This is a genomic window from Paraburkholderia ginsengisoli NBRC 100965 (assembly GCF_000739735.1).
GTDB lineage: Bacteria > Pseudomonadota > Gammaproteobacteria > Burkholderiales > Burkholderiaceae > Paraburkholderia > Paraburkholderia ginsengisoli.
Window position 1 is genome coordinate 127,734 of record NZ_BBJF01000017.1, and the last position, 22,346, is coordinate 150,079.

The 22,346-nt window shown below is 65.5% G+C and carries 17 protein-coding genes; 6 read left to right on the top strand and 11 right to left on the bottom strand.

The window, feature by feature from the left end:
• The first annotated feature begins 26 nt into the window (after positions 1–26).
• The 3 genes from BGI01S_RS22300 (at position 27) to BGI01S_RS22310 (ending at position 2,139) form a co-directional block, all read left to right on the top strand.
• Entirely contained in the window at positions 27–905 is an 879-nt protein-coding gene (locus BGI01S_RS22300) for a LysR family transcriptional regulator (RefSeq protein WP_042328205.1), read from the top strand.
• Between the two features lie 178 nt (positions 906–1,083).
• Positions 1,084–1,722, top strand: a complete 639-nt coding sequence (locus BGI01S_RS22305; RefSeq protein ID WP_042328206.1) for a LysE family translocator — start codon at positions 1,084–1,086, stop codon at positions 1,720–1,722.
• A gap of 69 nt (positions 1,723–1,791) precedes the next feature.
• A complete protein-coding gene (locus BGI01S_RS22310) occupies positions 1,792–2,139 on the top strand; it encodes a hypothetical protein (protein ID WP_042328207.1) in 348 nt (115 codons plus the stop codon).
• Between the two features lie 15 nt (positions 2,140–2,154).
• On the opposite strand, the gene BGI01S_RS22315 is transcribed toward BGI01S_RS22310, so the two are convergent.
• Positions 2,155–3,867, bottom strand: coding sequence for a SulP family inorganic anion transporter (locus BGI01S_RS22315; protein WP_042328208.1), 1,713 nt, complete (start codon positions 3,865–3,867; stop codon positions 2,155–2,157).
• A 793-nt stretch (positions 3,868–4,660) separates the two neighbouring features.
• On the opposite strand from BGI01S_RS22315, the gene BGI01S_RS22320 reads away from it, so the two are divergent.
• Positions 4,661–5,518: a PA4780 family RIO1-like protein kinase gene (locus tag BGI01S_RS22320; RefSeq protein WP_042328210.1), complete on the top strand. Its 858-nt coding sequence runs from the start codon at positions 4,661–4,663 to the stop codon at positions 5,516–5,518.
• A gap of 60 nt (positions 5,519–5,578) precedes the next feature.
• Here BGI01S_RS22320 and BGI01S_RS22325 read toward each other — a convergent pair whose 3' ends face one another.
• From BGI01S_RS22325 to ftrA, 9 genes are all read right to left on the bottom strand, one after another.
• Positions 5,579–6,622, bottom strand: a complete 1,044-nt coding sequence (locus tag BGI01S_RS22325; protein ID WP_084585465.1) for a LacI family DNA-binding transcriptional regulator — start codon at positions 6,620–6,622, stop codon at positions 5,579–5,581.
• A 58-nt stretch (positions 6,623–6,680) separates the two neighbouring features.
• Entirely contained in the window at positions 6,681–7,853 is a 1,173-nt protein-coding gene (locus tag BGI01S_RS22330) for an ABC transporter ATP-binding protein (protein ID WP_255219765.1), read from the bottom strand.
• Positions 7,854–7,862: 9 nt separating this feature from the next.
• On the bottom strand, positions 7,863–8,777 hold the full coding sequence (locus BGI01S_RS22335) for a carbohydrate ABC transporter permease (RefSeq protein WP_042328211.1): 915 nt from the start codon (positions 8,775–8,777) through the stop codon (positions 7,863–7,865).
• Positions 8,777–9,712 carry a carbohydrate ABC transporter permease gene (locus BGI01S_RS22340; protein ID WP_042328212.1) on the bottom strand — a complete coding sequence of 312 codons (936 nt, stop codon included), beginning with the start codon at positions 9,710–9,712 and terminating at the stop codon, positions 8,777–8,779. Before BGI01S_RS22340 ends, BGI01S_RS22335 begins: the two co-directional genes overlap by 1 nt.
• 9 nt (positions 9,713–9,721) lie before the next feature.
• Positions 9,722–10,960 carry an ABC transporter substrate-binding protein gene (locus BGI01S_RS22345; RefSeq protein ID WP_042328213.1) on the bottom strand — a complete coding sequence of 413 codons (1,239 nt, stop codon included), beginning with the start codon at positions 10,958–10,960 and terminating at the stop codon, positions 9,722–9,724.
• A gap of 89 nt (positions 10,961–11,049) precedes the next feature.
• Positions 11,050–12,453 carry a GH1 family beta-glucosidase gene (locus tag BGI01S_RS22350; RefSeq protein WP_042328214.1) on the bottom strand — a complete coding sequence of 468 codons (1,404 nt, stop codon included), beginning with the start codon at positions 12,451–12,453 and terminating at the stop codon, positions 11,050–11,052.
• A gap of 220 nt (positions 12,454–12,673) precedes the next feature.
• The gene (locus tag BGI01S_RS22355) at positions 12,674–13,894 is read right to left on the bottom strand and encodes a DUF2252 domain-containing protein (protein ID WP_042328215.1); all 1,221 of its coding nucleotides are present in this window, start codon (positions 13,892–13,894) and stop codon (positions 12,674–12,676) included.
• Positions 13,895–13,980: 86 nt separating this feature from the next.
• On the bottom strand, positions 13,981–14,913 hold the full coding sequence (locus BGI01S_RS22360; protein WP_042328216.1) for a tetratricopeptide repeat protein: 933 nt from the start codon (positions 14,911–14,913) through the stop codon (positions 13,981–13,983).
• Between the two features lie 240 nt (positions 14,914–15,153).
• Entirely contained in the window at positions 15,154–16,119 is a 966-nt protein-coding gene (ftrA, locus tag BGI01S_RS22365) for a transcriptional regulator FtrA (protein ID WP_042328217.1), read from the bottom strand.
• A 649-nt stretch (positions 16,120–16,768) separates the two neighbouring features.
• Here ftrA and BGI01S_RS22370 point away from each other — a divergent pair.
• Positions 16,769–19,189: a membrane-bound PQQ-dependent dehydrogenase, glucose/quinate/shikimate family gene (locus tag BGI01S_RS22370; RefSeq protein ID WP_042328218.1), complete on the top strand. Its 2,421-nt coding sequence runs from the start codon at positions 16,769–16,771 to the stop codon at positions 19,187–19,189.
• Positions 19,190–19,476: 287 nt separating this feature from the next.
• Entirely contained in the window at positions 19,477–20,472 is a 996-nt protein-coding gene (locus BGI01S_RS22375) for a porin (protein ID WP_042328306.1), read from the top strand.
• 79 nt (positions 20,473–20,551) lie between these two features.
• On the opposite strand, the gene BGI01S_RS22380 is transcribed toward BGI01S_RS22375, so the two are convergent.
• Positions 20,552–22,294: an ABC transporter substrate-binding protein gene (locus BGI01S_RS22380; RefSeq protein WP_042328219.1), complete on the bottom strand. Its 1,743-nt coding sequence runs from the start codon at positions 22,292–22,294 to the stop codon at positions 20,552–20,554.
• Positions 22,295–22,346 lie beyond the last annotated feature (52 nt).

Here is a 22,346-nt window from a genome sequence, read left to right on the forward strand (position 1 = left end):
CATCACCAATTTCGATTAGCCAGCCTATGCTCAGCGAGCTCAAGACCTTCATCGCCGTGAGTCAGCACGGCACGTTTTCCGGCGCGGGCGCGCGCATCGGACTGACGCAATCGGCGGTCAGCGCGCAGATGCAGCGACTCGAAGAGGAACTCGGCTTCGCGCTGTTCGACCGCACCGGCCGCTCCGCGACGCTCAACGATGCCGGCCGCGAAACGCTCGCGCTCGCCGAGGAAATGATGACGCTGTACGCGCGGCTCTCCGAACGCGGCGCGGTCGCGGCGGAAAGCGGCATGCTGCGGGTCGGCGCGATCGCGTCCGCGCAGGTGTCGTTTCTCGCCGACGCGCTCGCGCGCTTTCGCGACGACCGGCCCGGCTGGCGAATTCGCGTGGTGCCGGGCGTGTCGCTGGGGCTGCTCGGCCAGGTGGATTCCGGCGAACTCGATCTGGCCGTCATCATCAAGCCGCCGTTCGCGCTGCCATCCGAGCTCGAATGGCGCACGCTCGTCAGCGAGCCGTTCGTGCTGCTCGTGCCGAAGAAGCTCGCGCGCGCGGCGCGCTCGTGGCGTGAACTGCTGAAGAGCGAGCCGTTCATCCGCTACGACCGCACATCGTTCGGCGGCCGGCTGGTCGACCGGTTTTTGCGGCGCTCGCGGCTGAACGTGCACGACGCGATCGAGCTCGACGAATTGCAGGCGATCGTGCAACTGGTCGCACGCGGAATCGGCGTGGCGCTGATCCCGAATACGGCGGGCCTCGGCAAGTGGCCGGCGAACGTCGCCGCGCTCGAACTCGGCGACGCGACGTTTCATCGCGAGATCGGACTTGTGCAGCGGCCGCGGCATAGCCGGCAGGCGGTGGCGGATGCGTTGGCGGAGTGTGTGGAGGCGGCGGCCGCGGGGAATTGAGTGGTGCGGTGTCGGGGATTGTCCTGCCCCACGAACCGCCAACTGTATCTGTGAGACTCGCACGACGGCGCGCAGAATCATCACTCGCGCGCGCTGAAGGAGCGAATCGAGCCGTGACTCACGAATCGAATCGCGTATCGTCCCGCGCGCTCAACCGCCCGCCTCCGAGTGTCCGACCATGATCGCCAGCCCCCTGCTCAGCGCCGATGTCCTGATCGCCTATAGCGCCTACTTCGTCGGCACCGCGAGCCCGGGGCCCAGCAATCTCGCGATCATGTCGCTGGCAATGAGCTCGGGCCGCCGCTCTGCGCTGACCTTCGCGCTCGGCGTCGTATCAGGCTCGTTCTCGTGGGCGCTGCTGGCGTCGCTCGGTTTGTCGGCGGTGCTCGCCACCTGCTCGGAATGTCTGACGGCGATCAGGATCGCCGGCGGACTTTATCTGCTGTGGCTCGGTTTCAAGTCCGCGCGCTCCGCGTTCGGCGCCGGCAAGTTGCCCGCCGCTGCCGCGCGGCCCGACGAGCCGCTCAAGCGCCTCTATCTGCGCGGCTTGCTGCTGCATCTCACCAATCCGAAAGCGGTGCTGGTGTGGCTGTCGATCGTCTCGCTCGCCATGTCGCCGACCGGCGGTCCATCGCACACGCTGCCGGTGGTGCTCGGCTGCATGGCGATCGGCGTCACGGTGTTCAGCAGCTACGCGGTGCTGTTTTCGACCGCGTCCGCGCGGCGCATCTACGCGTCGATCCGGCGCTGGCTCGACGGCTCGCTCGCGATCATGTTCGGGATTGCCGGCCTCAAGCTGCTGACGTCGAAAGGCTAGCTCGCGTGGAGACGCGCGGCCGCTCTGCGATACTGTCGCCGTGACGACTCCAGCGAACCAGCCCAACCGATGAACGGCAGCAACGAAGTCAACCCGGCCGCCAGGCATACGCCGTGGCAGAAGCGCCTGTACCTGAGCGGCGCGGCCATACTGATCGCCGCGCTGATTGCCGCCGCGCTGATCTACGCAACCGCCGCCCCGCCCGACGACGCCGTCTCCCGCTACAGCGCCGTCGATCCGCGCTATCAGATCGAATTGCAGCGTATCGGCGGCAATGCGGCGGTGCTGATGGCGCAGCTTCATCAATGGTTCGACGGCCTGTGGCACGGCACCGCGCTCGCGGGTACGGTGGCGGTGCTGGGCCTCGCGGCGGCCGGCGCATGCTTTTTCATCGGCCATTTTTTCGCCGACGACTGACCGCCGCGCTTCGCGCTACGGCGCGCCCTTCACCTGCTCGTGCGGCTTCTCGACCCCAGCCGAGCGCAGCGCCTCATGCAACGTGCCGAAGATGCAGCGCTCCTCGACGAGCGGCGTGATGCCATGCCGGTCCATGTCCGCGCGCAGATAACGGTTCACGCGCGCGAAGATCACCTCGATGCCGCCGCGCTTGAGCGCCACGCACAACTCGCCCACCGAGCGCGCCGCCGAATAGTCGAGGTCGGTGATCGCACTCGCGTCGATCACGAACCAGCGCACCGCGCTCGGCGCCCGGTCGATCAGACGGCGCGTATCGTCGACGAAAAAATGATCGTTCGCGTAAAACAGGTCGGCGCCGAAGCGATAGACGATCAGCCCCGGCGCGGTCTGCATGCCGGGCACGGCCGGCACCGGCACCCACATGCCGTCGTCGCCGGGAGCGAGAACCATCGTGTGCGGGCGGTAGCTGTGGCGCACGTGACGCAGCAACGATAACGCCACCGCCACCAGAATGCCGTGCTCGACGCCGATCAGCACCACCGCCGCCGCCGTGAACAAGGCCAGTGCGAATTCGCCGGGACTTTCGCGGCGGATCGCGAACAGGGTCTTCACATCGATCAGACCGATCGCGATCGTGAACACGATACTGGCAAGAATGCAGTGCGGCAGATACTGCAGATAGCGGCTGAAAAACAGCAGCACCACGACCACCACCAGCGCGAACGCAAGCTGTGCAAACTGGCTGCGCGTGCCGGCGAGATCGGCCATCGCGGTCTGCGTCGGACTGCCGTTGACGACGAACGCACCCGACACCGCGGCCGCCGCGTTGGCTGCGGCAATCCCGAGCAGGTCGGCGTTGGCGTCGACGGATTCGTGATAACGCTCGGCGAACACGCGGCTCGCGGCGGCGCTTTGCGCGACGATCATCACGAAGCACGAGGCCGCGACCGGCAGCAGATCGAGCACCTGTTGCCACGTCACCGAGGGCAGGCGCAGCGGCGGCAGTCCGCCCGCGACGGGTCCGAGCACGGCGATGCCGTGGGCCGCGAAACCGTAGACGTCGCTCGCCGCGATGCCCGCGACGACCGCGATCAACGGCACCGGCGCGCGCGGCAAGAAGCGCTTGCACGCCAGAATCGCGCCGACCACCAGCAGCGAAATGGCGAGCGTCGGCGCATGAATCAACGCCGATTCGCGCGCGACGAGCATCAGTTGATCGATGCTGCGCGCCGCGTGACCCGGCACGCCGGACATGTCGCCCAGCATCGCGATGCCCACCTGCACGCCGACCCCGGCGAGAAAGCCGACCAGCACGGTGCGCGACAGAAAATCGGCGAGAAAACCGAGTTTGAAAATCCGCGCGATCAGCAGCAAAGCCGCAGTGAGCAGCGCGACCATCGCGGCAAGCGCCGCATACTCGGCGCTCGACGCCGGCGCCATCGTCGAGAGGCGGCTCGCGAAGATCGTCGCGGTGGCGGAATCGGCGGCCACGACCAGGTGCCGCGACGCGCCGAACAACGCGAACGCGACAAGCGGAAGAAAGACGGTGTAAAGCCCCGTAACGGCGGGCATGCCGGCAATGCGCGCATAGCCGAGCACTTGCGGAATATCCATCGACGCGAGTTGCACGCCGGCCAGCGCATCGCGCGCCGCCGCGGCGCGGCTCAACGGAAGGACCCCCTTCAGCACGCCGGCGCGCGCCGTGATACTCGCCAGAAAATCTCGCATACGTGATGCCGTTCCAAACGCAGGTTATCGCGCATCGTGCCGTGACTCGGCATGCGAAGGCAAGCGCCAACGGCAGGCGGATCGACGAACAACCGGAGTCAGACAGCCGGAAGCGGGACGCATCCGGCAACGCTCGCGGCCAGGGCCCCGCTTAGGCAACTCAAAAATTAACGCTTGAACTGACCTGTCTGCGGATCCACGTGCCGCGCGAAACCGAACAACGCGACGATGCAAATTGGACAGGCGACCAGGAAGACGGCCAACATCACGCACCCCGTAACATATTGTTACCGGCGAGTGTAAGCGATTTGCATACGGATTGAATGGGGGAAAACCGCAAAGCTCCGTTGCCAAGAATTACAACAATTTTTGACAAAAGCGCGAAGCGTGACGCATGGGATTTGGGGATACGCGCGCAAAAACATCGGAAAAAGCCGTGTTTTTTGTACGGCGAGCGCGTGGGTGCGGACAATGACTGGGTCGCCTTCGCAGCGTCCCTCAGAGCGGTCATCGAGGGCAATTAGATTGGCGCTTCTAGCGATTCGTCCGAGTCACACAGGTGTCGCTTCCCGTTCCACTCGCCTGACTGACGTCAGTGTCGAGAAGCACGAGGCGATCAAACCCGGTCGGACATGCCGCCATCAAACCCACGTCGCCGGACAACGGCTCGCGAACGTCGCACGCACGTCGGCCGGCTGGGTCGTCGGTCTCCCTTATAATCCGGCATGATCCGAATTCCCTCGCACACGGCCGCCCAGCGCCGCCACACCGCCCATCGCTCGCCGGCGGCCGCATGAAAACCCCGAAACGTCTACTCCCGCTGGTCGAGGAAGGCCTGATCGACGAAGTCATCTCGCAGTTGATGAGCGGCAAGGAAGCCACCGTCTACGTGGTGCGCAGCGGCGATTCAACGCGTTGCGCGAAGGTCTATAAGGACGCGAAGCAGCGCAGTTTCCGCCAGGCCGCGTCCTATCGCGAAGGCCGCAAGGTCAAGAACAGCCGCGAGCAACGCGCGATGGAAAAAGGCAGCCGCTACGGCCGCGAAGTCCAGGAGCAGGCGTGGCAGAACGCCGAAGTCGACGCGCTGTTCCAGCTCGCGAACGCGGGCGTGCGCGTACCGCAGCCCTTCATCTGCACCGACGGCGTGTTGCTGATGGAGCTGGTGACGGACGCCGACGGCAACGTTGCGCCGCGTCTGAACGACGTCGATATGAGCGAGGCACGCGCGCTCGAACTGCACGCGCAACTGCTCAAGGAAGTGGTGCGGATGCTGTGCGCCGGGATGATTCACGGCGACCTGTCCGAGTACAACATCCTGCTGGCCGCCGACGGCCCGGTGATCATCGATCTGCCGCAAGCGGTGAATGCGGCCGGCAATCTCGAAGCGCCCGCGATGCTCGAGCGCGACGTCGACAACCTCGCCACCTATTTCGGCCGCTTCGCGCCGGCGCTGCTCGATACCGGTTATGGCAAGGAAATCTGGGCGCTGTACGAAGCGGGCGCGCTGCACGTCGATGCGAAACTGACGGGCCATGTCGAACAGGACACCACGCCGGTCGACCTGGACGCCGTGCTGCAGGAACTCGAAGATACGCGGCTCGATCAGGAAGCGCGGCTGCGTCATGAGGAGTCGCTGCGCAGCGGCGCGTGAGCGCGAGGGTTGCTCCGGCAACCCCAAGCGGCAAACACGAACACGCCAGCTACGCCCCGGCTACGAAGCGCGCCCGCCTCGCGCCGCCTTCACCGTTCCCGGCGCCGGCCCCACCGACTCCCGCATCGTCACGCTCACCGGAAACTCGCGGAAGATCTCCCACGTGGTCCGGTAGCACTGGTTGACGAGCCAGCGCACCGCGTTCTGCGTCAGGTCCGCCGTCGGAATCCGCACCGACGTCAACCCCGGCGCCGTATAAGCGGCCGAGTAGTCGTCGTCGTAGCCGATCACCGACATGTCGTCCGGCACCGCGACGCCCGCCTGGTGCAAACGCGCGAGCGCGCTGACCGCCATCGTGTCGTTCGCGCAGAAGAGGCCCGTCACGCGCCGCTTCGAGTCGAGCACCTTCTGCGCGGCGGTATAGCCGCCCTCCGGCGAGAAGTCCGATTCGACCAGCGTGACGTCGTCGCGCGCAATCCCTGCACGCGCGAGCTCGGCGAAAAAACCTTCGAGACGCAACTGGTTGTCCGACGCGGTGAACGGCCCCGAAATCACCGCGATATCGCGATGCCCGTGATCGAGCAGCGTGCGCGCCGCGAGTTCGCCGCCGCGCCGATGATCGGCGCAGAACGACGCTTCCGGCAACTGCTCGAACGCCCGGTTGAGAAACACCATCTTCGGGTGCATGCGATGCAGCATGATCAGGTCGTCGTCGTGCAGATCGTGACTGATCACCACCACGCCGTCGCAATCGCGGCCGATCAGAAAGCGCACCGCCTCAATGGCCTGCTCGCGCGGCGACACTTCTCCGCAGCCGGTCGCAACCACCACGTGACGGCGCACCGCGCGCAGTTCCGTGTCGGTCTGCTTGAGAATCGTGCCGTAGTAGGAACCGAAGAAGGTCGGCACGAAAATGCCGATCATGCCGAGCGACTGCGTCGCCATCGCGCGGCCGATCGACGACGGCCGGAAGTTCAACGCCTCGATCGCCGCCTGCACGCGGGCGGCGGCGTCGGCCGAGATCGGCCCTTTACCGGAAATGGCCCGCGACGCAGTCGACATGCCCACGCCGGCCAATGCCGCGACATCCTTGAGAGTAGCCACGCGGTTCTCCGTCAAACCATGTTGATTCCAACGACGCCGTCAGCTCTCCCGGCCAACGCTACAGACGCGCGCCTCCCGCGTCGTCGAACAGCGAGGCATGCGCGGCGTCGAACGAGAACGCCACGCTGTCGCCAACCCCGACCGGCGTCTTGCTCTGGTCGATCGACGCGACCTGCTCGCCATGATAGTCGAGCCAGACGACGCGGTGGTTGCCCATCGGCTCCACCAGCGAAACTTTTGCCTGCTGTGCGAGCCCCTCGCCGACCCGCACGTCTTCGGCGCGCACCCCGAGCACGCACGGCAACCCTTGCGCGGGCGCGCTTTTGAACGGATACGCCGAGACGTCGAGCCGCCAGTGCGCGGTGCAAAACTCGACCGAGCCGTCGCGCGTTTCCAGCGTGCCTTTGAGCAGATTCATCGCGGGCGTGCCGAGGAAAGTCGCGACGAACAGATTGTCGGGGCGTGCGTAGACTTCGGCGGGCGTGCCGAACTGCTGGATCACGCCGCCGCGCATCACCGCCATGCGGGTCGCGAGCGTCATCGCTTCGACCTGGTCGTGCGTCACGTAGATCATCGTTGCGCCGAGGCGCTGATGCAGCTGCTTGAGTTCGCGGCGCAGTTCGGTGCGCAGTTTGGCATCGAGATTCGACAGCGGTTCGTCGAACAGGAACACGTCGGCTTCGCGCACGATCGCGCGGCCGATCGCGACGCGCTGCCGTTGCCCGCCCGACAGTTGCGCCGGTTTGCGCTTGAGCAGCGGCCCGAGTTGCAGCATCTCGGAGGCGCGCGCGACGCGCCGCGCGATCTCCGCCTTCGGCGTGCCGTTGATGCGCAACGCGAACGACAGATTGCGCTCGACGCTCATCGTCGGATATAGCGCATACGACTGGAACACCAGCGCGATGCGGCGGTCTTTCGGGTCGGCCCAGGTCATGTCTTCGCCCGCGATCTCGATGCTGCCGTCGCTCACGTCGATCAAGCCGGCGATGCTGTGCAGCAACGTGGACTTGCCGCAACCCGACGGGCCGAGCAGCACGACGAACTCGCCGGCCCGCACGTCGAGGTCGAGATTCTCGATCACGGTGTTCGCGCCGAGCCGGATGGTCAGATTGCGCACCGCCACGTTGGCCGGATTCGTGAGCCCCGCCGCGTCGGCCGCGGCGCGCGCATCCACCGAAGGATCGCCCAGCGCGTCGCCCATCGCATTTCCCATATCAGCCACGTTTGTCATGCTGTTGCCCTATCCCTTGACCGCGCCGGACGCAATGCCGCGCACGAACCAGCGACCCGAAAGAAAGTAGACCGCGAGCGGCACCATCGACGTCAGAATGGTCGCCGCCATATTGACGTTATAGAGGCGCTCGCCGGTCGTCGTGTTGATGATGTTGTTCAGCTGCACCGTCATCGGCAGATTTTTGGTGCCCGCGAACACGAGGCCGAGAATGAAGTCGTTCCAGATGCCGGTCACCTGCATGATGACCGCGACCACGATGATCGGCGTGGACATCGGCAGCATCAGTTGCACGAAGATGCGCCAGAAGCCGCCGCCGTCGATGCGCGCCGCCTTGAACAGCTCCTGCGGAATCGACACGTAGTAGTTGCGGAACAGCAGCGTCATCACCGGCATGCCGAAGATTGTGTGAATCACGACGATGCCCGGCAGCGAGCTGAACAGATGCACGCTCGCCAGCACCCGCACGAGCGGATAGACCATCACCTGCACCGGAATGAACGCGCCCATCAGCAGCACGCCGAACAGCAGGCCCGCGCCGCGCGGCCGCCAGAACGACAGCGCGTAGCCGTTCAGCGCGCCGATTGCGATCGACAGAACCGTGCTCGGCACGACGATGCGCACCGAATTCCAGAAGCCGACGCGGATGCCGGTGCAATCGAGCCCCGTACACGCGGATTGCCACGCGGCGCTCCAGGCGTCGAGCGTGAAATGCGCGGGGAACGCCAGCAGATTGCCGAGCCGGATCTCGCTCATCGGCTTGACCGACGTCACCAGCATCACGTAGAGCGGCAGCAGGAAAAACAGCGCCGCCGTCAGCAGGAACGCGTAGACGCCGATGCGCGCGGGCGTGAATGCGCTACGCCGCCGCTTGTGTGCGCGGCTCGGCGTGCCGCTTTTGAGCGGAGTACTGAGCGTGTTCATCACACCTCCTTGCGCAGCGCCGCGCGGCTGCGGGCATAGAAGAACGGCGCGAGAATCGCGAGCACGGTCGCCAGCAGGACGATCGACGCCGCTGACGCAAGGCCGATGTTGGCGCGTCCGAACAGATAATCCATGATGAACTTGGCCGGCACTTCGCTCGCGGTGCCGGGGCCGCCTTGCGTCATCGCGACGACCGCGTCGTAGAGCTTCACGACCATCACGAACAGCAGCACGAACGCGGTGGAGATCGACGGCCCGAGCATCGGCACGACGATGCTCGCATACACGCGCCAACGCGGAATACCGTCGATGCGCGCGGCCTTCCACAGTTCGTCGTCGATGCCGCGCAAGCCCGCGAGCAGCAGCGCCATCACCAGACCCGAGGCCTGCCACACCGTCGCGATGACGACCGTGTAGATCACCCAGTCCTGATCGACGATCCAGTCGAAGCGCGCGTGCGCGAAGCCGAGCTTGTGCAGCACGGCCTGCGCGCCGAGTTCCGGATTCAGGATCCATTGCCACACGAGCCCCGTCGCGACGAATGACATCGCATACGGATAGAGAAACACCGTGCGCAGCGCGCCTTCCGCGACTACGCGCTGATCGATGAAAATCGCCAGCAGCAGACCGATCACCATGCACGCGACGATAAAGCACGCGCCGTAGATCACGATGTTCTGCAGCGACAGCAGCCAGCGGTCGTTATGAAAGAGCCGCACGTACTGCGCGAAGCCCACGAAGGTGTCGGAAGGAAACGTGCGCGAATTGCTGAGCGACACACGCGCGGTCCAGACCATCGTGCCGAGATACGCGAACACGACGGTCAGGATCATCGGCAGCAGCGCGAGCCACGCCGCGACGGAAAACCGCTTCCTGAGCGGCTTGCGGCGTGGCTTCTCGCCGGAGCCGGCGGCCGGCAGCTTGAGCGCGTGCATCGCCGGCCCCTAGCTCTTCAACGCGCTGGCAAACGCCTTCTGCGCGTCGTCGACCGACTGGTTCTTGTTCCAGAAGTTCGTCACGACGTCGATCAGCGCGCCTTGCGTGTCGGGCGAGATCAGCATTTCCGCATTCGGCAGCTGGCGCGACTTATCCTTCATGATCGCGATGCCCTCCTTCGCACAGATGTCGAGACTGCTGGCGTCCACGTCGGGACGAATCGGAATCGAGCCTTTCTTCGCGCTGAACGCGACCTGCGCGGACGGTGAGGTCATCACCGTGGCGAGCAGATTCTGCGCCTTGATCGCCGACGGGTTGTCGGTCTTCGGGAACACGAACACGTCGCCCGTCACCAGATACGGCGAATGCGGACCGAAGCCGGGGAAGCAGCCGAAGTCCTTGCCCGGGCTCTGATTGGCCGCCGAGAATTCGCCCTTGGCCCAGTCGCCCATGATCTGCACGCCCGCTTTGCCGGAAATCACCAGCGCGGTTGCGTCGTTCCAGTTGCGCCCCGGCGAACCCGGATCGACGAAATCGTGCAGACGCTTGAACGACACGAGCACCTTCTTGAACGCGTCCGAATTCACCGCCTTCATGTCGCGGTCGCGGTACACCTTCATGTACAGATCGGTGCCGCCCACTTCGGCGAGCACCGCGTCGAACGTGATCTTCTCCTGCCACGGCTGGCCGCCGAGCGCGAGCGGAATCACGCCGGCGGCCTTCAGCTTGCCGAGATCGGCGATGAACTCGTCGTAGGTCTTCGGCTCGGCGGTGATGCCGGCCTTCTGGAACACCGGCTTCGAATAGAAGAACCAGGCCAGCATGTGGATGTCGACCGGCGCCGCGTAGTAATGGCCCTTCACCCTGATGCTGTCGACGATCGACGGCGGGAGGATGGCGCTCCAGTTCTCTTTCGTGGCGACGTCGTCGATGTTGTTCAGCAGACCCTGATCGATCAGGTCGTGAAACTGCTTGGACGTATTGAATTGCGCGGCCGTGGGTGGATCGCCGCCGACGATCCGGTTGATCGCCGTGGAGCGCGCCTGGTCGGCGCCCGCGACCGCATTGTCGACCCATTGGCCGCCGGCCTTGTTGTACGCATCGGCAAACTGGCGAATCGCGGCCGATTCGCCGCCCGAGGTCCACCAGTGAATCACGTTGGCCTTCAGGGGCTCCGCCTGCGCGACGACGCCGTATAGCGCCAGTGCCGCAACCACGCCTCGCAAGACCATTTTGCTGCTGTTCATTCCGTCTCCTCCAGGCTGTGCGCCCGTGTTTCAAGTCGAATGCCAACCAGCTTTATCCGCTGTCCCGTCAATCCGCTATTTCCTTATCGCTACGCCCTTGCCTTACGCTCCTTCAAAAACTTCGCGACCAGTTCCGCGCTGCGTTTGATCGTGCGCTTCTGCGTCGCGTAATCGACATGCACGATGCCGAAGCGCCGCTCGTAGCCGAACGCCCACTCGAAGTTGTCCATCAGCGACCACAGGAAATAGCCGCGAATCTCGACGCCCGCCTTGATCGCCTCGTCGACCGCCGCGAGATGACGTTTGAGGAACGAGATGCGCTGGCTGTCGTCGACACGGCCATCGGTGACCTGATCGTCCGAGGCCATGCCGTTCTCGGTGATGTAGACCGGCGGCAGATTTGCGTAGGTCTCCTTGAAACCGGTCAGCAGATCGCGCAAGCCTTCGGGGTACACCTCCCAGCCCATCTGCGTGCGCTCGACGCCTTCGAGCGGCACTTCCGTGAAGCCATGCGCGCCGTCGCTCGCGACGTTGGTGCGGAAATAATAGTTGATGCCGAGGAAGTCGAGCGGCGCGGAAATCGTCTTCAGATCGCCGTCGAGCACAAGCGGCTCGGTGCCCGGCCACAGTTCGAACAGCTCGCGCGGGTACTCGCCCTTGAGCAGCGGATCGAGAATCCACGCGTTGTGCTGCACCTCGAACAGATGCGCGGCGCGTTGATCGGCGGCGCTGTCGCTGTTGGCCGTGCCGCGCCCGATGTTCGCGACGATGCCCTTTTGCGAGCGCGGGTCGTTGGCGCGCAACGCCGGCACCGCGAGACCGTGCGCGAGCAGCAGATGGTGCATCGCCTGGGTCGCGAAGCGGCCGTTCGCGAGGCCCGGCGCGTGGTGGCCGTTGCCGTAGCCGAGATACGCGGAGCACCACGGCTCGTTCAGCGTCGCCCATGCGTCGACCGAGCCGGCCAGTTCGCGGCTCATCAGGTCGGCGTAGTCGGCGAAACGGTAGGCGGTGTCGCGGTTGAGCCAGCCGCCGCGGTCTTCCAGGTGCTGCGGCAAATCCCAGTGATACAGCGTGACGAACGTCGTGATGCCCTTCTCTTTCAGACGCGCGAGCAGACGCTTGTAGAAGTCGATGCCTTTGCGGTTCGGCACGCCCGCCGCGTCCATCACGCGCGGCCATGCGATCGACAGCCGGTAGCCTTCGAGGCCGAGCCCCGCGAGCAGATCGACGTCCGCTTCCCAGCGATGGTAGTGGTCGCAGGCAACGGCGCCCGTGTCACCGGCCAGCACCTTGCCGGGCATCGCGGAGAAGGTGTCCCAGATGGACGGCAGGCGGCCGTCTTCCTGCACCGCGCCTTCGATCTGATAGGCGGCGGTGGCCGCGCCGAGCAGAAAGTTCTTGCGCCACAGCGACGAATCCGCCGGCGGCGTGAAGGGATCGGCGAGCGAGTCGGCGGAAATGGGATCGAGTACTGCGGATGCGTCGTTTGCCACGGATTCTCCTGCGCTGAGTTCGTTGAACCGGTGTCGGAAAGCGTCGCTTCAGCTTCTTAAACGCTTGAGTGGAAGCGCTTCCACACGGACCAGCGAACGATAGCAGCGGCTGATTCACCGCAGCAATCAGGGTTTGTCTGGAGCGCGGCTGGCATGCGCGGCGCGGTGATGCGAGGCGCATGGATGTGGGATTGGACGCGGTCGGCGTGGTCGCCGCCGCTTAGCGTTTCTGCGCCAACGGCAAGTCGAACGCACCGCGATCGTAAGCCTCGCAATACGCTTTCCAGTCCGCCGCGACCTGCGTCGCGGATTGCGTCGCGAGTTCGATCAGCGGCATCTGCCAGTCCGTGCGATTGCCGAAGGCGATCAGCTCGTCGGCGATCGACGACCTCTGCCGGCCGCCGCTGCGCAGGTGCGCCCACGCGCTCAACTCGGCCATGCTGTTGATCACCGCTTCGAGCCGCGGCAGTTTGCCGTTCCAGTCGCTCAACGCGACGCGGTCTTCGGAGGGCTGCAAACTGCGCAGCACGTACGAGCGCTGATTGAAATCGACCGCATGCAAAAACGCCTGCGAGACCGCCTGATTGCGCCGCTGAACTTCGACGACGCGCTGCGCCTCGCTCTGCCATTGCGGCTGCGGCGTACGCAGATGCGGCGCGACCGACGAAGGCAGCGCCTCTTTCAGGTCGATCAGATAATTGCCGTCCGGCGAGCCCTTGCCTTCGACGAGAATCACATAGCGGTCCACGCCGAGACTGCCCGTGCCCGCGATTCGCCGCGCGACGTCGAGGATGCGATAGAAGTCGGGGTTCGGCTCGCCCGCCGCGAAGCGCTGCATGAACTGCGTGACGGCCGCGCGCTGTTCGTCGTTCACGGGCAGCGCTTTCTTGCCGTCCACTTTCAGTGCGCGCGACTTGCCCTTGAGCACCGTGCGCCGGTCCAGGTGCGCCGCGCGGGTGCGGCTCGCGAGCGCGTCGAACAGATCGCGCACCATGCCGAGCGCGGTCTCTGTTTCGATCCAGCGCGACTTGCCGAACGCGAGCGCCGCGCCATACGCATCCACCGCCGTGTGGCACAGCGCCAGCGCCTGCGCGCGGCTCAGCTTGAGATCGGCCGCGCCGACCAGCACGCTCGTGAGCAGCCGCACCAGTTCGCACAGGGCGGGCGCGAGACACGCTTCGTCGAAGTCGTTGTTGTCGAAGTAGATCAGGCGATTGTCGGCCTTGTAGCTGCCGAAATTTTCGAGGTGCATGTCGCCGCAAATCCACACCGGCGGCGAGTCGTCGAGCACCTGCGCGCGCGGCAAACGTTGATAGAACAGATGACAGGTGCCGCGCAAAAACACGAACGGCGAAGTACGCATGGCTTTGTATTTCATCGCGAGCCGTTCGGGATCGCGACCGGCGTTGAAACTGGCGATGATCTGGTCGATGTCGGACATGGGCGTTCCGTTCAATGTGCGCGATGCGGGTCGGTGCGGTTCGCTGCGGTTCGGCACGGCGACGCACGCGAAGCGTCCGCCATCGGCTACCGCCCCGTCATCAGATAGTAACGTCCGTCGGCGCTCACGTTGAAGCCGAAACCGCACGCCGTCGGCGAGCCCCGCGTGAGCACATCGAGCGTTTCCGGCGCGGCGAGCCGGAACTCGATCAGGCATTTGTCGTTGCGCTGCTCGTACGGCGCGAGGCTAGCGATCTTCGCGGTGGCATCGATCGGCGCGTCGCCGCCGGCATCGGTCATCGGCACGCGCGCCACGCCGTCGAAGAAACGCACATGCGCCGACATGCTGCCCATGTTCGCACTCGGCAAGCCGTCCGGGCTGACGGTCGGATAAACGAAATCGCCGTCGATCCGGTAGACGCCGCGCCGCCCTTTCACCGGCTTCACGTCGATGCTGTTCCACGCGCCGAAGAACATGTAGCGGCTAAAGCGTGCGCCGCCCGGCGGGATACCCGTCACCTCGGCCTTGTGCGCGATCGCCTCCAGACGCTGACGCGCGGCGGCCACCGCGCGGCCGAGCAACGCGTCGTTCGGATAGTCGTCGCCACGGCTCACCGCGCTCCGGTAGTAGGCGCGCGCGTCGGAGTAGGCGCCCAGCTTCTGCTGCACGTCGCCCTGATGAACGAGTGCCATCGCCACGCGCGCCCGCGCGGAGCTGGTCGCTTTCGGCGAGTTCTCCTCGGCGGCCCGCATCGCCGTGGCTTCGGCGAGCGCGGCTTCCATCGCGACCAGCGACTGCGCGTCCTTCACGCGGCCCGCTTCGAGCGCGGCCACGCCGAGCGCCGCGCACGACGCGTTAGTGCGGCACGCGACGTCCTTGCCCGCGAGCAGGTTGCGTCGATACAGCTCGGCGCGCGATTCCGCAGGCTGCGTCTGCGCCGCGGCGAACGCCGGCAGCAGCGCGGCACTCGCGCCCAGTACGGCAACCACGGCGAAGGCGAACACGGTTCTGACGTTCATGGGCAAAGCATACGATGGGTCATGCGTGTCGACGGGCCGCTTCGAATATAGCGTTGTACGGTCGGATGCGCGACACGCTCGACGCGCGCCGGCGCGGACGCTGGCCGTGATGCTGACAGAAAAGCGGCGCTTGCGCGAACCAGGCCGAACGCCACCCACCGTCGCAGAAGCAAACAAATGGCCGGGAAGCCGCGACGCGACGCGCTTCGGCGTGAACTCGCACACCCCGCGAGCCCACCGTCAGGCCGCGTCCTGCGTGCCGAACTTCCTGCGATACGCGCCGGGGCTCGTCAGCGCGATCCGCCGGAAATGCCGCCGCAACGATTCCTCGGAACCGAAGCCGGCCAGCTCCGCGACGCGCGCCATCGGCAACGGCGTCGGCGCTTCGAGCAGTTCGCGCGCGATCGCCACCCGTTCGCGCACGACCCATTCATACGGCGCCATGCCGGTGGCGTCGCGAAACTGGCGCTGCAATGTGCGTGGACTCATCGCCGCGCGCTCGGCGAGCGAGCGCAGCGTGTGCGGCGCAGCCGGATGACCGCGCACCCAGTCCATCAGCTTCGCGAGACGGCCGCTGTCGTCCTGCGGCATCGGACGCGGCACGAACTGCGCCTGCCCGCCCTCGCGATGCGGCGGCACCACGAGGCGCTGCGCGACCCGATTCGCCACCGCGCCGCCATGATCGCGGCGCACCAGATGCAGCAGCATATCGAGCCCCGCCGCCGATCCCGCCGACGTGATGATCCGCCCTGCGTCGACATAGAGCGCATCCGGCCGCACGCTCAACTGCGGATAGCGCTGCTGCAATTTTTCAGCGTAGCGCCAGTGGGTCGTGACGGTCTTGCCGTCGAGCACGCCCGCGGCCGCGAGCACGAACACGCCGGAACAGATCGAACACAAACGCGCGCCGCGCTCGTAGGCGGCGCGAATCTTTTCTAGCAGCGGTTCGGGCGGCACTTCGTCCGCGTCGCGCCAGCCGGGGACGACGATGGTGTCGGCCTGTTCCAGCAGTTCGAGCGTGTACGGCGCGGCGATCGTGATACCGCCCGCCGCGCGGATCGGACCGGCTTCGCCCGCACAGACCGCGAAGCGATACCAGTCGATGCCGAGTTCGGGACGTTCGAGCGCGAACAGTTCGGTCACGCAGCCGAATTCGAAGGTGCAGAGCCGGTCGTAAGCCAGCGCGACGACAAGGTGATTGTGCATGGCGCGATGTTACCGGAGATCGGAAATCGCGCCGGAAGGTGGCGGGAGTTGATCGACTGGACCATGACACGCGGAGTGCCAGGCTAACCAGATCGTTAAAAATATGGAATCGATGCTTGCAATTTCAGATAAAAATTTCAGACAGATAACGCCGAGAATAGGCTTCACGTCCCTCAACAAACGGTCCGGCCGCGTTGGCAGACGTCAATTCTCCGTTTGTATTAAAATGTACGAACTAGTTAGTTGCTAGCACAAAACGCCGCCGGGGTGATTGACTCGCGTCAACGTGTCACTGGTTGCGGAGACCGCGCCCACACCCGGCTTCGGTTGTTCTCCGCGAGCAACCCACGTGTCCGATCCGGCGTGCGACGCAAAGCAATGCGCGCCCAGGCATCCACGAAATCACAGGCGGTGGCTCGCCTCGATCCGGTGCCACGGCGCGGACGGGCGCTCTCCTAGCCCAAGGTATTCGTTGCCGCGCGCGATGAACTAGCTAGACCACTCCGGAAGCCCTGACCGGTTTCCTGCACGAGCCGATTCATCACCGCCGGAGCCCAGCGCCCCGGCTTCACGACCAGGCCCATGCACGCCGCCCACTTCAGGCGGCCGTTTGCATGCGCTCATTTTTGCGTATTTATGAAGACAAGCAATGTCCAAGCAAACTCAAACTAAGCCACCATCGACGGCGGCCCGCGTCGGTCTGTCCGTCGTGGGTGCGCTGGGCCTCCTGCTCGGCCTGTATTTCGCAATTGGCGGCGGCGTGCTCATCGCCCGCGGCGGCTCCTGGTATTACCTGCTGATAGGCCTCGCTCTCTGCGTGACCGGCATCCAGTTTGCGCGACGCCGCTCGAACGCCTACGTGATCCTCATGATCGCGGTCATCGCAACCGCGCTGTGGGCCGTGTGGGAAAGCGGTATCGACTTCTGGCCGCTGCAGACGCGCATCTTCATGTTCACGATGATCGCCATGCTGCTCGCGCCCGTCTATCCGGCACTGCGCCGCTTCGAGGGCAAGAGCCCCGCGAAGGCCGCGGCGTGGACGGTCGGCCTTGTGCTGCTGGCCTGCAACGCGCTGTTCGTGTACGGCATGTTCATTCCGCACGGGACGTTCGGCACCGAGTCGAACACCCCGCTCGCGAGGAACCACGCCGGCGCCGGCGACTGGTCCGCATACGGACACTCGGCCGGCGGCGACCGTTTCGTGGGTCTGCCGCAAATCAATCGCGACAACGTGAAGGACCTGCAGGTCGCGTGGACCTTCCACACCGGCGACGTGCCGCTCAGCCCGGCCGGCGGCGGCGCGGAAGACCAGGAAACGCCGTTGCAGATCGGCGACACGCTGTTCGTGTGCTCGCCGCACAACACGGTGATCGCGCTCGACGCCGCGAGCGGTCACGAGAAGTGGCGTCATGAATTCCCGAGCAAGACGACCGTGTGGGTGCGTTGCCGCGGCCTCGCGTACTTCGATACGACGAAGCCGGTGCAGCAGCCGGGCGTCAGCGGTTCGACACCGGTCACGCCGGTTGCGCTGCCGGCCGATCAGGCCGCGTGCCGTCGCCGCATCTTCATGAACACGATCGACGCGAAGCTCGTCGCGCTCGACGCGGACACGGGCAAGCTGTGCGCGGACTTCGGCGAGAACGGCGTGATCGACCTGAAGGCCGGCCTGGGCAACGCAGCGGATCCGCTCTATGAGCTGACCTCGCCGCCGACCGTCGCGGGCACGACCATCGTCGTGGGCGGCCGCGTCGCCGACAACGTGTCGCTCGACATGCCGGGCGGCGTGATCCGCGGCTTCGACGTGATCACGGGCGCGATGAAGTGGGCGTTCGATCCGGGCAATCCGCAGGACAAGCAGGCTCCGTCAGCGGGCAAGACGTTCGTGCGCTCGACGCCCAACGTGTGGGCGCCGATGTCCTATGACGCGGCGTCGAACACGGTGTACATGCCGGTCGGCAATGCGGCGATCGATCTGTGGGGCGCGAAGCGCACCGCGCTCGACGAGTCGTACGGCGCGTCGATTCTCGCGCTCGACGCGACGACGGGCGCCGAGAAGTGGCATTACCAGACCGTCCACCACGATCTGTGGGACTACGACGTGCCGATGCAACCGACGCTGATCGACTTCCCGGTCGACGGCAAGACGGTGCCGGCGCTCGTCGTCGGCACGAAGATGGGCCAGTTGTTCGTGCTCGACCGTCTGACCGGCAAGCCGCTGACGAAGGTGATCGAACAGCCGGTGAAGACCGCGACGATCCCGGGCGAGCCGTATGCGAAGACCCAGCCGGTGTCGGTCGGCATGCCGCAGATCGGCGCGGAAGTGCTGAAGGGCGCCGACATGTGGGGGATGACGCCGGTCGACCAGATGATGTGCCGGATCGCTTTCCACGGCATGCGTTATGACGGACTGTTCACCGCGCCCGATACCGACACGTCGCTGAGCTTCCCCGGCTCGCTCGGCGGGATGAACTGGGGCGGCCTGTCGTACGATCCGGACGCGGGCATGATCTTCGTGAACGACATGCGACTCGGTCTGTGGGTGCACCTCGTCAAGGAAGAGAATCGCGGCGGCAAGTCGGACGGCAACGAAGCGGTGAACGCGGGCATGGGCGCGGTGCCGCTCGGCGGCACGCCGTACTCGGTGACCAAGGACCGCTTCTTCTCGCCGCTCGGCATCCCTTGCCAGAAGCCGCCGTTCGGCAGCCTGACGGCCATCGACCTGAAGACGCGCAGCATCGCGTGGCAAGTGCCGCTCGGCACGGTGCGCGACACGCGCCTCGCCGGCGTGCAGATGCACATGCCGACCCCGATCGGGATGCCGACGATCGGCGGCTCGCTGAGCACCGGCGGCGGTCTCGTGTTCTTCGCCGCGACCCAGGATTACTACCTGCGCGCGTTCGACAGTTCGACCGGCAAGGAAGTCTGGAAGGCCCGCCTGCCGGTGGGTAGCCAGGGCACGCCGATGAGCTACGAGCTCAATGGCCGGCAGTACATCGTGATCTCGGCGGGCGGCGCGCGTCAGTCGCCGGATCGCGGCGATTACGTGATCGCCTACGCGCTGCCGCGATAACGCGCGGCGCGAGAGCCTGAAGCGCGGTACATTCTCTGGCGCTTCAGCGCGTGCAACCCTGTCAACGGCATGCCGCCGACCAAGCTACAAGTCGGGCATGCCGTTTTTCATGCGAGCTTCTCGTGCGATCCCAGCGTCGCATCGCATGCGGTATTCTCTCTGCCCATATGAAACATTCACCACTGGCGCTCCCGGTACGCTACGGCGCATCGCGCGGCTCTCGCGAACGCGAATCCTCACGCAACGCGCCGAACTCATTGGGCCGGCTCGCGCGGCGCACGTCGGCGATGCTGGCCGTGTTCGCGGCGCACGCCGTGACGGCCCACGCGCAGAGCTCGGTCACACTGTACGGCGCGCTCGACACCAGCATCGAAATCACCAACCCCGGTGCGGGCTACGTGGCGCGCATGGACTCCGGCGCCTATCGCGGCTCGCGCTTCGGCTTGCGTGGCGCGGAAGACATCGGCAACGGCGTCAAGATCCTGTTCGACCTGGAGAACGGTTTCAGCTCGGGCAACGGCACGCTCGCCGTCGCCGATACGATCTTCAATCGCCAGGCGTGGATCGGCGCGTCGACGCCCTACGGCACTGTGCGCGTCGGCCGTCAATACTCACCGATCTACATCCCGTTCAAGGGCCAGCTCGACGCGTTCGGCGCGGGTACGATCGCCTCGGGGCTCGACAATCTCTCGAAGATTACGCCGTACGAGAGCAACGCGATCACGTATCTGTCGCCCGAATTCCACGGCTTCTCGACGACGTTAATGGCCTCGCTGCGCGACGCGGCCGACGGCGACGGCAACGGCCTTGCCGGCCACATCGAAACCGTCGCGTGGCGCAACGGGCCGTTCCGCATTTCCTACGCGCATCAGCAGACGCACGGCGACGGCGCGTTGCGCGCCAACCTCGGCGGCGTGTCGTACGTGTACGGACCGGTCACCGGCTTCCTGTCGTTCTTCAATGGCGACGGCGGCACGCCGCGCTATCACAACGACGGTGTATCGGTGTCGGCGCGCTACGCGGTCAGTGGACGCCTGCGCGCGTCGCTCGGTTACACCTATTTGCGCGACCGCTCGGGCGGTGACGACAATGCCGATCAGTTCAGCGCGGCCTGCGAATACGACCTGTCCAAACGCGTGCTGCTGTACGCAAGCGCGGGCTGGTTGCGAAATCACGGCGACGCCGAATTCACGCTCAAAGGCGTGAACGTCACGGGCCTCACGCCGTCGTGGCCGGGCGCGAGTGTGCGCGGCGTGCAGTTCGGCATGATCAACCGCTTCTAGATCGACGCGCGTGACCGAATAAAAAACGGGCGGCCTGCACAGGCCGCCCGCTTCAAACCCTCTTGCGTTACCGCGTCGATTACCGCACCTTCCCCTGCTTCCACGCCGTCAGCAACTGGTCGTACTTGACCGTCTCGCCCTTCGGCTTTTCGTTGCCCAGCTTCTTCCACGGTGCGTGCTGATCCGACAGCCACTTCGCCGCATCGCTTTCCGCATTCAACTCCGGCGCGCAGACCTTCATCCCCGCGCGCTGCAAGCGGCCGAGCACCTGGTCCATTTCCTTCGCCAGATTGTCCATCGCGGCCTGCGGGGTCTTTTCGCCGGCCACCGCCGTCGCGACGTTCTTCCACCAGAGTTGCGCCATCTTCGGATAGTCAGGCACGTTGTTGCCGGTTGGCGTCCACGCGACGCGCGCCGGGCTGCGATAAAACTCGATCAGGCCGCCGTACTTGTCTGCGTTCTTCGTGAAGAAGTCGCTATGAATGTCCGAGTCGCGAATGAACGTGAGCCCGACAATCGACTTCTTCAGCGACACCGTCTTCGACGTGACGAACTGCGCGTACAACCACGCGGCGGCGCGCTGGTTCGGCGGCGTCGACTTGAAGAACGTCCACGAGCCGACGTCCTGATAGCCGTTCTGCATGCCGTCCTTCCAGTACGGGCCGTGCGGCGACGGCGCCATCCGCCACTTCGGCGTGCCGTCCGCGTTGGTGACGTTGCCGGGCTTGAGCATTGACGCAGTGAACGCGCTGTACCAGAAGATCTGCTGCGCGATCCGGCCTTGCGCGGGCACCGGCCCCGCTTCGTTGAAGGTCATCCCCGACGCTTCGGGCGGCGCGTACTTCTTCAGCCAGTCGATGTACTTGGTGGTCGCGAAGACCGCGGCCGGACTGTTGGTGCCGCCGCCACGGCTGACCGACGCGCCCACCGCATGGCAGCCGTCGGGCGTCACGCGAATGCCCCATTCGTCGACCGGCATGCCGTTAGGGATGCCCTTGTCGGCCTCGCCCGCCATCGACAGCCACGCATCGGTAAAGCGCCATCCGAGCGACGGGTCTTTCTTGCCGTAGTCCATATGGCCGTAGACCTTCTCGCCGTCGATATTCTTCACGTCGTTCGTGAAGAACTCGGCAATGTCCTCATACGCGGACCAGTTCACCGGCACGCCGAGATCGTAGCCGTACTTCGCCTTGAACTTGTCCTGCAGGTCCTTGCGCGCGAACCAGTCGGCGCGGAACCAGTAGAGATTCGCGAACTGCTGGTCGGGCAACTGATAGAGCTTCTTGTCCGGCGCGGTCGTGAAACTCGTGCCGATGAAATCCTTCACATCGAGCCCCGGATTCGTGTACTGCTTGCCTTCGCCCGCCATATAGTCGGACAGCGGCATGATCACGCCGTAGCGGTAGTGCGTGCCGATCAGATCGGAGTCCGAAATCCAGCCGTCGTAAATGCTCTGGCCGGACTGCATCGACGTCTGCAATTTCTCGACGACGTCGCCTTCCTGAATGATGTCGTGCTTGACTGGAATGCCGGTGATCTCGGTGAACGCCTTCGCGAGCGTCTTCGATTCGTACATGTGCGTGTCGAGCGTTTCGGACACCACGTGCACTTCCTTCACGCCCGCTGCTTTCAGCTTCGCGCCGGTGTCGATGAACCACTTCATCTCGTCCATCTGCTGCTGCTTCGACAGCGTGCTCGGCTGGAACTCGCTATCCACCCACTTCTGCGCTTCGGTCGTGCCGGCAATCGCGGCGTGGCTCGTGAAGCCTGTCGCGACGACGCCTGCCACGGCGAGCGTGACGATCCGTCTCCTCTGTTGCATGGCTGTCTCCAGTTCTCTGAGCACCCCTTGCATCAACTGCCGGCGTCCGCCC

Bases quoted from the DNA above. Each gene is read 5' to 3' on its own strand.
- BGI01S_RS22300 (WP_042328205.1), top strand. From the start codon at position 27: ATGCTCAGCGAGCTCAAGACCTTCATCGCCGTGAGTCAGCACGGCACG.
- BGI01S_RS22305 (WP_042328206.1), top strand. From the start codon at position 1,084: ATGATCGCCAGCCCCCTGCTCAGCGCCGATGTCCTGATCGCCTATAGC.
- BGI01S_RS22310 (WP_042328207.1), top strand. From the start codon at position 1,792: ATGAACGGCAGCAACGAAGTCAACCCGGCCGCCAGGCATACGCCGTGG.
- BGI01S_RS22315 (WP_042328208.1), bottom strand. From the start codon at position 3,867: ATGCGAGATTTTCTGGCGAGTATCACGGCGCGCGCCGGCGTGCTGAAG.
- BGI01S_RS22320 (WP_042328210.1), top strand. From the start codon at position 4,661: ATGAAAACCCCGAAACGTCTACTCCCGCTGGTCGAGGAAGGCCTGATC.
- BGI01S_RS22330 (WP_255219765.1), bottom strand. From the start codon at position 7,853: ATGACAAACGTGGCTGATATGGGAAATGCGATGGGCGACGCGCTGGGC.
- BGI01S_RS22335 (WP_042328211.1), bottom strand. From the start codon at position 8,777: ATGAACACGCTCAGTACTCCGCTCAAAAGCGGCACGCCGAGCCGCGCA.
- BGI01S_RS22340 (WP_042328212.1), bottom strand. From the start codon at position 9,712: ATGCACGCGCTCAAGCTGCCGGCCGCCGGCTCCGGCGAGAAGCCACGC.
- BGI01S_RS22345 (WP_042328213.1), bottom strand. From the start codon at position 10,960: ATGAACAGCAGCAAAATGGTCTTGCGAGGCGTGGTTGCGGCACTGGCG.
- BGI01S_RS22355 (WP_042328215.1), bottom strand. From the start codon at position 13,894: ATGTCCGACATCGACCAGATCATCGCCAGTTTCAACGCCGGTCGCGAT.
- BGI01S_RS22360 (WP_042328216.1), bottom strand. From the start codon at position 14,913: ATGAACGTCAGAACCGTGTTCGCCTTCGCCGTGGTTGCCGTACTGGGC.
- ftrA (WP_042328217.1), bottom strand. From the start codon at position 16,119: ATGCACAATCACCTTGTCGTCGCGCTGGCTTACGACCGGCTCTGCACC.
- BGI01S_RS22370 (WP_042328218.1), top strand. From the start codon at position 16,769: ATGTCCAAGCAAACTCAAACTAAGCCACCATCGACGGCGGCCCGCGTC.
- BGI01S_RS22375 (WP_042328306.1), top strand. From the start codon at position 19,477: ATGCTGGCCGTGTTCGCGGCGCACGCCGTGACGGCCCACGCGCAGAGC.
- BGI01S_RS22380 (WP_042328219.1), bottom strand. From the start codon at position 22,294: ATGCAACAGAGGAGACGGATCGTCACGCTCGCCGTGGCAGGCGTCGTC.